10 protein-coding genes are annotated in these 11,060 nt (G+C 65.8%); 5 read left to right on the forward strand and 5 right to left on the reverse strand.

The window, feature by feature from the left end; all coding sequences use genetic code 11:
- From ACYPYD_RS04590 to ACYPYD_RS04600, 3 genes are all read right to left on the reverse strand, one after another.
- Window positions 1-858 (reverse strand): VOC family protein (locus ACYPYD_RS04590; protein WP_459662260.1); only part of this gene is annotated, 858 nt, incomplete at its 3' end.
- Window positions 859-875: 17 nt separating this feature from the next.
- The gene (locus tag ACYPYD_RS04595) at window positions 876-1,379 is read right to left on the reverse strand and encodes an aromatic-ring-hydroxylating dioxygenase subunit beta (protein WP_459662262.1); all 504 of its coding nucleotides are present in this window, start codon (window positions 1,377-1,379) and stop codon (window positions 876-878) included.
- Entirely contained in the window at window positions 1,372-2,649 is a 1,278-nt protein-coding gene (locus tag ACYPYD_RS04600; protein ID WP_459662263.1) for an aromatic ring-hydroxylating oxygenase subunit alpha, read from the reverse strand. Before ACYPYD_RS04600 ends, ACYPYD_RS04595 begins: the two co-directional genes overlap by 8 nt.
- A gap of 112 nt (window positions 2,650-2,761) precedes the next feature.
- Here ACYPYD_RS04600 and ACYPYD_RS04605 point away from each other — a divergent pair, with 112 nt between their 5' ends.
- From ACYPYD_RS04605 to ACYPYD_RS04625, 5 genes are all read left to right on the forward strand, one after another.
- Entirely contained in the window at window positions 2,762-3,421 is a 660-nt protein-coding gene (locus ACYPYD_RS04605) for a class II aldolase/adducin family protein (RefSeq protein ID WP_459662265.1), read from the forward strand.
- Between the two features lie 182 nt (window positions 3,422-3,603).
- Entirely contained in the window at window positions 3,604-5,814 is a 2,211-nt protein-coding gene (locus ACYPYD_RS04610) for a TonB-dependent receptor (RefSeq protein WP_459662266.1), read from the forward strand.
- A 127-nt stretch (window positions 5,815-5,941) separates the two neighbouring features.
- Window positions 5,942-6,676 carry a FadR/GntR family transcriptional regulator gene (locus ACYPYD_RS04615; RefSeq protein WP_162177373.1) on the forward strand — a complete coding sequence of 245 codons (735 nt, stop codon included), beginning with the start codon at window positions 5,942-5,944 and terminating at the stop codon, window positions 6,674-6,676.
- A 22-nt stretch (window positions 6,677-6,698) separates the two neighbouring features.
- Window positions 6,699-7,619 (forward strand): DUF7064 domain-containing protein, encoded by a 921-nt coding sequence (locus ACYPYD_RS04620; protein ID WP_211151539.1) that lies wholly within the window; start codon window positions 6,699-6,701, stop codon window positions 7,617-7,619.
- Complete coding sequence (locus ACYPYD_RS04625) at window positions 7,616-8,623, forward strand: phosphotransferase family protein (protein WP_459662267.1); 1,008 nt, start codon at window positions 7,616-7,618, stop codon at window positions 8,621-8,623. Before ACYPYD_RS04620 ends, ACYPYD_RS04625 begins: the two co-directional genes overlap by 4 nt.
- Window positions 8,624-8,676: 53 nt before the next feature.
- Here ACYPYD_RS04625 and ACYPYD_RS04630 read toward each other — a convergent pair whose 3' ends face one another.
- Together ACYPYD_RS04630 and dmpG are read right to left on the reverse strand one after the other, a co-directional pair.
- Window positions 8,677-9,819 carry an acyl-CoA dehydrogenase family protein gene (locus ACYPYD_RS04630; protein WP_459662268.1) on the reverse strand — a complete coding sequence of 381 codons (1,143 nt, stop codon included), beginning with the start codon at window positions 9,817-9,819 and terminating at the stop codon, window positions 8,677-8,679.
- A 243-nt stretch (window positions 9,820-10,062) separates the two neighbouring features.
- The coding region (gene dmpG, locus ACYPYD_RS04635) for a 4-hydroxy-2-oxovalerate aldolase (protein ID WP_459662269.1) at window positions 10,063-11,060 on the reverse strand (998 nt) is incomplete at its 5' end.

Below are 11,060 nucleotides of genomic sequence, written 5' to 3' on the forward strand. Positions count from 1 at the left end.
GGGGCGGCCGCCCCAGGTGTCCATGACTTCGGCCTTGTGCTCCAGTTCGCGGGGGCCCCGCGCGCCCTGTTCCTCGAACAGTTCCATGCCGAAGCTAAACTCGGCGCTGTTGCCGTCCGGGTCGAGGAAATAGAGGAACACGCTGGTCGAGGGCAGGTGACGGCCCGGCCCGAACACGATCGGCACCTCCGCGCCCTTGAGGCGGTTCATGGCCTGGCCGATATCGTCGATGTCGGTGACCATGAAGTTGATGTGGTGCAGCGTGTTGGCACCGGTCGGGCTCTGCAACAGGGCCAGGCTGTGATGCAGCGGATTAGGCCAGCAGCGCAGCCATTCGGCCATGCCCTCCACCCGGTCCGACACCGCGAAGCCGAGCGTCTCGACCCAGAAATTGTGCGCAGCACTCAGGTCATGAACGTTGATGACGACATGGCCCATGCGCACGATCTTGGTGAGCTGCGAGGCGAGCGGTTCGTCCGTCACCGCGAGGCCTGTGAAGAAGTCGATTTCCATGCCGGTGATAGGATCGGTGAAGCGCAGCGAACGGCGCACCTGCATGCGCGCGCAGGTCTCCGCGTCGGCCCAGTGGGGCGAGAGATCGAGGGTTTCGGCGATGGCATGGGCGCGGTCGAGATCGGCCTCGCTCTCCACCTCGAAGCCCACGGCGGCAAGGCCCGCCGGGCCTTCGCCCAGCACGATGTCGTAGGGCTTGTCGCCGCAGCGCAACCATGCCTCGGTCTCGTCGCGACGCGCCAGCGTCAGGCCGACGACGTCGCGGTAGAAGCCGATGCTGCGCTCCAGATCGGGCGCGTGCAGGCGGCAGTAGCCCAGCCGGGCGAAGCGAAGGGGATGGTCCATGGCGTCTCTCCCGCCGGTCAGAGGATGATGCTGATGCGCGCGTGTGGACGCAGCGCTTCCATGTCGAGGACGCACTTCTTGCCCGCGATGCGCAAGGCGCCGTCCCGCTCGACGATCTCGTGGATGTAGTGGCCGACGAAGGCGTCGCTGGTTATGTCCTTGCTGCGGTAGATGATGAACGAGGACCGCGCCCGGATCACCGCGCCGTCGCGGCGGACGCGCACGTTGGACACGATGTGGCGCACCTTCGATCGCGGGTGCTCGGAATGCGCGCCGATCTTGGACAGGCGCGACACCCGCTCGCGCATGCGCACGGCATCGTCGATGATGTAGAACAGCGAGGTGTCGGGATCGGCGGAATCGCCGTCCACGTCGCTGGGCGGCACATGATACCAGGCGTCTTCGGTGTAGAGCGCCAGCCATTCCTTGAGCCGCCAGCTGTCGAGCAGGTCGGCTTCCTCGAACAGCAGGTCTTCCACGCGCAGGCGCAGCATCAGGGTGTCGTCGATCATCTCAGGCATCGGCCATCACTTTCGCCGCCGTGACCCGGCGGTCCCATTCGCGCCAGAAGCAGCGCATCTGCGCCTCGTCGTCGAACGAGGGGGCGTCGGAGCGGATCATGCCCTTGGAGATGTCGTTGTAGAGCGCGTCCCCGGCGGTGGCGTAGCCCTGCTGGCACTTCTCGATCGCTTCCACGTCGTCGGGCGTCGCGAAGCCGCCGGGACCGAGGAATTCGGTGAAGTTGTAGAGCCGGTACTTGCGCCGCCACTCGCTTTCCTCGCGCGGGGCGAGGGCCCAGGCGTTGATTTCCATGTAGTCGGGCGCGGTGGGGAAATAGGTGCGCACGGTGATCGCCATGATGTCGTTCACCACCAGGTTGGGGAAGATCACCATGTTGCGGTTCTTGCGCGCAATACGGTCGGCGCGCGGGGCGCCCACGCGGCTGACGAGTTCGGCGTAGACGCCGTCGATCTCGGCCTTGCCTTCCTCGCCCCACAGCGGCACCCAGCTGGCGATCGGGCGGCCCCAGGGCGCGGAATACTCGACGACGGCGTGGCCGTTGCCGAGGTCGAACGCCTCGCCCGCCAGCGGCGTGGCGGAGAGGGCGCCGTTCGCGCTCTTGAGGTATTCGAGGTAGGTCGAGTGGTTGCAGGCGGCGTGGTAGCCGTCGAAGCTGTTTTCGGAGAGCAGCTTCCAGTTGCCGCGAATGGCGTACTCCTGCGTGCCGCCGACGATCTGCATGCCGCTGGCGGAATGCTCGGAGACCAGCTTGAGGTAGTCGCCCGCGCCCGCGAGATACGTCGCCAGATCCTCGCCGTCGCGGGCGAAGCTGATGAAGAAGAAGTCGCCGAAGCGCTCCATGCGCGGCACGTGGACCATCTGCTTCTGCGGGTCGGTCTTGAAGCCCTCGGGATAGCCCGAGGAGCCGGGCAGCGTCTTGAGGTGCCCGTCCGAACCGAAAGTCCAGCCGTGGTAGAGGCACATGAACGCGGGCGACTTGCCGCTGCGCTCGCGGCATACCGTGGCGCCGCGATGGGGGCAGGCGTTGAACAGCGCGTGGAATTCGCCGTCGCGGTCGCGGGTGAACAGGATCGGGCGCCGCGCCACCTTGCGCGTCACGAAGCTGCCGGGCGCGGGCAGTTCGGATGCGTGACCGAGGTACAGCCAGCAAGTATCGAATATCGCGGCATATTCCAGTTCGAACACCGCCCGGTCGGTGAAGACCCGGCGCGGCACGAGAAACCTGTTGGACGCCGGATCATCGATGATCCCGGTCGTTATCCTCTCCATGTCGTGTTGACTCCCGTATTGGCCCGGCTACAAGACGAATCAACAAACCGAGCACTTGGTTTGTAAGAAGCGATGAACCCGGGGTCAACACCCGGCAACGCGGGAGAGATCGATGGAGGCGAATGCGCGGCAAGATCTGGTGCGCAAGGCCGCGCGGGCGCTGGGGCGCAGCGGGCTGGCGCATGCCTATGGGCATTGCTCGGCGCGGCTCGATGGAGACAGTTTCCTTGTCTGCGCGGCGATGCCGATGGGGCTGGTTTCGGACGAGCCGGGCGTCGTCGTGCCGATATCGGGGCCTTTGCCGGAAGGCGTACTGGGCGAAGTGCGCGTGCATCAGGCGATCTATGCGCGCCGCGCCGACGTTGGCGGGATCTGCCGGACCATGCCGCCTGCGCTCATGGCGCTGTCCACGCAAGGGATCGTCCCGGCTGCGCGCCACGGCATCGGCGCTTACTTCGCGCCGGGCCCCGCCTTGTGGGACGATCCCCGCCTGCTCCGCGACGATGCTGCGGCCGTGCGCGTCGCCAAGGCGCTGGGCGAGGGGAATGCCATCGTCCTGCGCGGCAACGGTGTCGTCGTTGCGGGGGAGACGCTGGAGCAGGCGGCGGTGTTGAACTGGTTTCTCGAGGACGCCGCCCGCATCGAACGCGACGTGCGCATGATGGGATTCGCCCCCGAAAGCGGCCGTCTGAATGCCGAGGAAACGGCCGCACGGCAGGTCTGGTCGGGCGGAGTCGTCGAAAGAATGTGGAACTGGCTCATTTCAATGTAGACCTCGGAAGAGGTCGCCACGTTCCCAAAATTCCTTGTTTTTCGAAGACACCTTGCCGGAAATGTTTCGTAATTGATAAACAGCTTGACGATTTTGAATCGGGCTTGATAAATGGTCCAACCAAATCCGGGATGCCGCGACAGACGGTGGCCGGGTGGACCTCAAACGGAGGGAGGAAGAGGATGAACTTGAAGTACAGGACGATTCTGCTTGCCGCATGCGCCATGCCGCAAGTTGCGTTTGCTCAGGACCAGGCGGCGCAGGATACTGCTGCGGACCCTTCGCGCGACATCGTGGTCACCGCGCAGCGCCGGGCAGAGCGTCTGCAGGACGTTCCCGCCACGATTTCCGCCCTCGACAGCAAGGCGCTGGTCGCCGCCGGCGTCATGGACATCAGCAACATCGCGCCGCGCGTGCCGGGCTTCTACGCTGGCGGCTTCGGTTCGGCGCGCCCGCAGCTCTACATTCGCGGCATCGGCACGCGCCAGTTCGATCCGGGTTCGGAATCCTCGGTCGGCGTGTTCGTGGACGAGAGCTATCTGGGCCGTACCGGCGGCGTGCTCGGCGCGCTCAAGGACATCGAGCGGGTCGAGGTGCTGAAGGGGCCGCAGGGCACGCTTTACGGGCGCAACACGATCGCGGGCGCCGTCAACGTCATCACCAAGGGGCCGACGGACGACTTCCAGGCCGAGGCCGAGGCAGGCGTCGGCAACTATGACAGCTATAATCTGTTCGGCGCCGTTTCCGGCCCGATCGCGGGCGATGCCATCAAGGGCCGCATCGCGGCGTGGCGTACCAAGCAGCAGGGCTACATCACCAACCTGACGACCGGCAATCACCCGCAGGGCGTCAACAACTGGGGCGGCCGCCTGCGTCTGGCGATCGAGCCGACCTCGACCATCAAGATCGACCTTATCGGCGAGATCGCGCGCGATACCGGCCGCTCGTTCCAGGGCGAAAGCATCGGCAGCACCACCAATCCCTACGGCATCCTGCTTGGCCGCGCCGGACTGGTGCCGCAGCTTTCGGACGATCCCTACAAGCAGTACTACACCACCGATCCGCTCTATGATCGCAAGATCGATGCCTTCACCGGCAAGATCAACTGGGCGACGGACGTTGGCGATTTCGTCTCGGTCACGTCCTATCGCAAGATGACCTACACCGACGACCGCGATTTCGATAACACCAGCCTCGACGTGATCCGCCAGATCAGCAACGAGGACTCCAAGCAGTTCTCGCAGGAACTGCGGTTCGTTTCTGCCAATGATGGCGCACTGTCGCTGGGCGGGCTGGTAGACTGGATCGTCGGCGTCTACTTCTACAAGGACAAGAGCTACCACGAGGACTTCTTCCGCTACGGCGCGGACAGCGTTGCGGGGGCCGGATCGGTCGACCAGACCTTCGGCCATTATGACACCAAGAGCATTGCCGGGTTCGGTCAGGCGACCTTCAACATCAGCAACGAACTCAAGTTTACCGCCGGTGCGCGCTATACCGAGGACCGCAAGAAGGCGACGCTGGGCGGCCGCACCACGGACACGCTGCCGCTGGTTCGCGCCGATTTCGATCAGGTGAACCCAACCAAGAAGTTCACCTCGTTCGATCCCAAGTTCGTGCTGGCGTACCAGCCCAACCGCGACCTCAACTTCTACGCCAGCTTCAGCAAGGGCTTCAAGTCGGGCGGCTACCAGTACACTCCGCTGACGGCGGCACAGGCGGCCGAAGTCTTCGATCCCGAGAAGATCAAGGCGTACGAGATCGGCGTGAAGAGCACCTGGCTGAACGGCGCGCTGCAGACTAATGCGGCGGTCTTCCGCTACGACTATTCGAACCTGCAGGTCTCGCGGGTCACGCAGCTGCCGGACGGATCGACGCCGTCGCTCATCACCAACGCGGGCAAGAGCCGGATCAAGGGCGCCGAACTGGATGTGACGATCGAGCCGATCCGCGATTTCCGCGTGGCGGTGGCTTATGCCTATACCGACGCCAAGTACCTCGATTATTCGACCGGGGCGCTGGACTTCTCGGGCACGACGATGGTGCGTGCGCCCAAGCATTCGGTCAACGTCAGCTCGGACTACACCATCCACACCGGCGGCGACAGCGACCTGACGCTGCACGGCGACGTGGCGATGCTCAGCGACTTCTTCCACGAACCGGGACAGGGCGAACTTGCCTATGGCACGACGATCCCGTTCACCTCGGAAGACGGCTATGTGCTGAGCAACGCGCGGGTGACCTTCCGCACCGGCCAGTGGCGCCTCAGCGCATGGGTGCAGAACGCCTTCGACGTGAACTATCGCCGCACGGTGCTGGCGCTGCCGGGGCAGGTCATCAGCATCTACGGCCAGCCGCGCACTTACGGCCTGACGCTGGGCTGGGCGATGTAGCATGGGGGCGGCCCGGCAGGCATGGGGTGGAGACTGTGGCGCAGGGATCGAACCCTCGCGCCCGGTCCCGGCCTGCCGGGCGACCGTCCAACGAACACGGCACCTGCGAAGCAAGGCGGGCAGTCCCATGACGATGCATGCCGAAGGGAGCGCCGCGGGCGGGCGACGGATATTCGAGCGGGTCCGCGACGCCATCCTGGACGAGATCGGCGCCCAGCGCCTCAATCCGGGAGACCGGCTCCCCAGCGAACGCGCCCTGGCCGAAGCCTTCCATGTCGGCCGCCATGCGGTGCGCGAGGCGTTGCGGACGCTGGAAATGTCGGGCGTGCTGCGCTTCGCCAAAGGCGTCAACGGCGGCGCTTTCGTGCGCGAGCGGAGCGGCGAGGGCGTCGGCCAGTCGATCCGCGACATGATCGTGCTGGGCCGCATGCCGCTGGAAGACCTGATGGCGGTGCGCGTCAATCTGCTGATGCAGGCTGCCGAACTGGCCGCGCAGCGCGCCGATGACGAGGATTTCGCCGCGTTCGACGCCAATATCGCCGAAACCGTGCGCTGCCTGGAAATGGGCGATCCGCTGGCGACGATCGATCCGCTGGTGGAGTTCAACCGGGTGCTGGGCCGGGCCTCGCACAATCTCGTGCTGTCGATGCTGATCGATTCCGTCGCCGAGATCGTTGCCGACGTGCTGCGCGTCTACCGCCTGACCAGCGAGATCGAACTGGTCGCCCCGCGGCGCGCCGTCGTCGCCGCGCTGCGCGCGCGCGACGCGGCCGAGGCCGCGCGTATCCTCACGGCGCATTATGCGCAGACCACCCGCTATGTCCTTTCCCGCGTGAACAGCGCAGCGAAGCCGGACGCCTGAGCGAGCCCACGAAGGAGATTTCATGTCGCGCTTTTCCCCCCGCGATCATCTGCGCCACCCCGCCGACGACAGCGGCCGCATGCGGGATTCCCTGTTCTGGCAGACGATCCTGCCCGAGCAGAAGCTCGGTTTTCAGGCCTATCTCTACCTGACCAGCGCCGGGAAGGCGGGCTTCAACGTGGTGCTCTGGGGGGAGGAGAAGCGGCCGCTGCTGCTCGAACTCGTCAATGGCGAGATACCTGCGGGGATGGACCTCGACGCGCTTTCGTTCGAGGGGCTGGAACTGCGCAAGACCGGCTTCGGAGAGCCGGCCAGGGTCAGCTATCGCAGCGAGCGCGTGGAACTGGATTTCACCTTCACCGGCAGCCATCCGCCTTTCAGCTATCATGACAATCCCGATGGGTTGCCCGCATGGTTCGCGCTCAACCGCTACGAGCAGACCGGGCGGATCGAGGGCAGCATCCGCACGGGCGGGCGCACGATCGACCTTTCGGGCATGGCGCACCGCGATCACAGCTGGGGCAACCGCAACTGGGGCGTGCCGCAGCACTGGAAGTGGCTGTGCGCCTATACGCCGGATGGCAGCCGCATGATAAACGGCTGGATCTGGATCGCGCGCGGCGAACTGGGCTGCGCGGGCTATGTCGTGCGCGACGGGACGCTGACGCCGATCGCCACGATCCGCCAGCACGGCACCTATCGTGACGACATGAGCCAGGACACCCTGCGCGCCGAGATCGTCGATACTGCGGGGGAAACCTGCCTGCTCGAACTGCAGCGCTTCGGCCTCGTCAAGCTGCCGACCAAGGACAAGTTCGGCACACTCATCCAGGAAGCCGCCTGTACCGGGTCGATCGACGGCGCGGTAGCGGCGGGGCAGTACGAGACGCATTGGCAGCAGGCCTACCTCGACCATCTGGTGGAAAGCGGAGCAACCCGTTGAGCTGGAGTTTCGACGCGCCCACGCGCGAGCGCCTGCATGCCTTCCTGCGCGAGCATGACCTTGCCGACGAAGAACCCCGCATCGCGCCGATCGGCGACGGGCACAGCAACCTGACGTTCCGCCTCGACACGGGCGGGCGGGGCATGGTGCTGCGCCGCCCGCCGCCGCCGCCGTTCCCACCGGGCAGCAACGATGTGCTGCGCGAAGCGGGCTTCCTGCGCATCGTCGGGCCGCACGGCGTCCCCGTCCCGGGCGTGCTGGCAACGGCCGAGGCGGGCGCGGTCTTAGACGTGCCGTTCTACATCATGGACATGGTTGACGGCGTGGTCGTCACCGAGACGCTTCCGGCCGCCTTTACCGGCGAGAGTGTCGGCGAGGGCATGGCCGGGCAACTGGTCTCGGCGATGGCGCAGCTTCACGGCATCGACTGGAGCGCCACCCCGCTTGCCGGAAAGGCTAGGCCGGAAGCCTTCAACGCGCGCCACCTGCGGATATTCGCGCGCATGCTGGATGACGGGCGCGAGGAGCCGTCCCCGGCGTTCCGCGAAGTCGCGGCATGGCTGGAGGGCAGGGTGCCCGAGCCTTCCGGCGCGGCGATCATCCACAACGACATGCGCCTCGGCAATGTCATGTGGAGCGGCGAGGGGGTGCCCCGGCTCGTCGCCATCCTCGACTGGGAACTGGCGACCGTCGGCGATCCGCTGCTGGACCTTGCCTATCTCGCCTGCTCGCTCCCGCGCGAAGGGGCGTGCCATACGCCGGTGCAGGATCTGGCAGCCGCGCTGCTGGAAGCCGGTTGCCCCGAGCCGCAAACGGTGATCGCGCGCTACTTTGCGCAGACCGGGGGCGAGGCGATCGATATCCGCTGGTATCAGGCCATGGTGAACTTCAAGCTGGCGGCGCTCTATCGTTATTCGCGCCTCGCGGGGCACGATTCCTACTTCGCCGATCCCACGCACGAGGCGCGCTTCCTTGCCGAAGCAGCGCATTACTGCCGGGATTGATGCGCGGCCGTCCGGCTCTACGCCGGACGGCCTAGCCGCTTAGATGCGGCCGCTCACAGGGAGCGGCCGACCAATTCGCGCATGATCTCGCTCGACCCGCCGTAGATCCGGCGCACGCGCGCATCGCGCCAGATGCGGGCGATCGGGTACTCGTTCATGTACCCGGCGCCGCCATGCAGTTGCAGCGCCGCGTCGCAGGCCAGCCACTGCATCTCGGTGTGCCAGTACTTCGACGCCGCCGCTTCCTCCGCCGTCAGTTCGCCGCGCACATGGCGGTCGATCGCCCAGTCGAGGTGCGCCCAACCGACCTGCAGCTTGGCCTTGATGTCGGCGAGGGTGAAACGGGTGTTCTGGAAATCGATGATCGCCTTGCCGAACGCCTTGCGCTCGCGGGTGAAGGCGATCGCCTCGTCATAGGCGCGCTGCGCGGCGGTCTGCGCGGTGATGGAGATCGACAGACGTTCCTGCGCCAGTTCGCTGACGAGGTAGATGAACCCTCGGTTCTCCTGCCCGATGAGATTGCCGGCGGGAACGCGCACATCGTTGAAGAACAGTTCCGAGGTGTCCGCCATCCACTGTCCGACCTTGTCGAGATTGCGCCCGCGCTCGAACCCGGCGCGATCCGCTTCGACCAGGATCAGCGAGGTGCCCTTGGCGCCCAGTTCCGGCTCGGTCTTGCATACCGTGATGATGACGTCGGCGTTCTGCCCGTTGGTGATGAAGGTCTTGGAGCCGTTGATGACGTATTCGTCGCCGTCACGCCGCGCCGTGGTGCGCACGCCCTGCAGGTCCGAGCCTGCGCCCGGTTCGGTCATCGCGATTGCTGACACCGTCTCGCCCGACAGCATGCCCGGCAGCCAGCGCGCGTTGAGTTCGTCCGATGCGTAGTGCAGCAGATAGGGCATCGTGATGTCGGACTGCAGCGTCACGCTGTCCGACATCATCGCATAAGTCAGTTCCTCGTTGAGGATGGCATTGAAGCGGAAGTCGAGACCGAGGCCGCCGAACTCCTCAGGAATTCCGGGGCACAGGAACCCGGCCTCGCCCATCTTCAGCCAGAAATCGCGGGCGACCTTTCCGGCGTCCTCAAACTCCTCCACCCGGGGCGAGAATTCGCGCTCGACGAAGCGGCGAACGGTCTGGCGAAACAGCCGGAGGTCTTCGTCGAAAAGGTGGCTGGCATCGCGTTCCAACATGGCATCATCCCTTTTTGGCGGCGATCGTATGTCGCCCCGTCGCCCCTCGGGTTAGCCTATGAAATCACATATTGTAAACCTGTGAACTTTATGCGAGGTTGGAATCGTCGGACCTCACATCCACGGGAAGCGCATCGCCTCTGCAGGCGGTGCCTGTCTTCCGGTTCGACCGGATCGCTTCAGGCGGTCTCTCTCCTATGACTCGAAAGACCTGGTCCACTGAAAACGGACCAGGTCTTCTTTTCACTGCGCCGATGGTGCCCGCGCGAGGTCGAGCGCGATATCGACGATCATGTCCTCCTGCCCGCCGACCATCTTGCGACGCCCGGCCTCGACAAGAATGGCGCGGGTGTCGACGCCGTGATCGGCGCCGGCTTTTTCCGCATGGCGCAGGAAGCTGGAGTAGACCCCGGCATAGCCGAGCGTCAGCGTCTCGCGATCGACGCGCACGGGGCGGTCCTGCAGAGGGCGAACCAGATCCTCTGCCGCGTCCATCAGCGCGTAGAGATCGCAGCCGTGGTCCCAGCCGTTGCGGTCCGCAGCGGCGATGAACACTTCGAGCGGGGCATTGCCTGCCCCCGCGCCCATCCCCGCCAGCGAGGCATCGACGCGCACCGCGCCGTTCTGCACAGCGACGATGGAGTTCGCCACTCCGAGCGAGAGGTTGTGGTGCGCATGCACGCCGCGCTGCGTTTCCGGCTTTAGCACCCGGTCGTAAGCCTGCAGCCGCGCCGCGTAGTCGTCCATGTTCATCGCGCCGCCGCTGTCGGTGACGTAGACGCAGTGGGCGCCGTATTGCTCCATCAGGAGCGCCTGCCGGGCCAGCACTTCCGGCTCTGCCATATGGCTCATCATCAGGAAGCCGGACACGTCCATGTCGAGGCCGCGCGCCGCCTCGATATGCTGGCGCGATACGTCCGCCTCGGTGCAGTGCGTCGCGATGCGGACCGAGCGGACGCCCAGGTCGTGCGCCTGTTTGAGGTCATGGACCGTGCCGATCCCCGGGAGCAGCAGCGTTGTCAGCACCGCGCTTTCCAGCACTTCTGCCACCGCTTCCAGCCATTCCCAGTCGGTATGCGCGCCGAACCCGTAGTTGAACGAGGACCCGCTGAGCCCGTCGCCGTGCGCCACTTCGATCGCATCCACCCCGGCACGGTCGAGCGCGCGCGCGATCGACCGGACGTGGTCGAGGCCGTACTGGTGACGGATCGCGTGCATCCCGTCGCGCAGGGTGACGTCCT

This window comes from Novosphingobium sp. 11B (genome assembly GCF_054589055.1).

Coding starts and splice junctions, on each gene's coding strand:
- ACYPYD_RS04620 (WP_211151539.1), top strand. CDS start 6,699: ATGTCGCGCTTTTCCCCCCGCGATCATCTGCGCCACCCCGCCGACGAC.
- ACYPYD_RS04615 (WP_162177373.1), top strand. CDS start 5,942: ATGACGATGCATGCCGAAGGGAGCGCCGCGGGCGGGCGACGGATATTC.
- ACYPYD_RS04630 (WP_459662268.1), bottom strand. CDS start 9,819: ATGTTGGAACGCGATGCCAGCCACCTTTTCGACGAAGACCTCCGGCTG.
- ACYPYD_RS04595 (WP_459662262.1), bottom strand. CDS start 1,379: ATGCCTGAGATGATCGACGACACCCTGATGCTGCGCCTGCGCGTGGAA.
- ACYPYD_RS04610 (WP_459662266.1), top strand. CDS start 3,604: ATGAACTTGAAGTACAGGACGATTCTGCTTGCCGCATGCGCCATGCCG.
- ACYPYD_RS04600 (WP_459662263.1), bottom strand. CDS start 2,649: ATGGAGAGGATAACGACCGGGATCATCGATGATCCGGCGTCCAACAGG.
- ACYPYD_RS04605 (WP_459662265.1), top strand. CDS start 2,762: ATGGAGGCGAATGCGCGGCAAGATCTGGTGCGCAAGGCCGCGCGGGCG.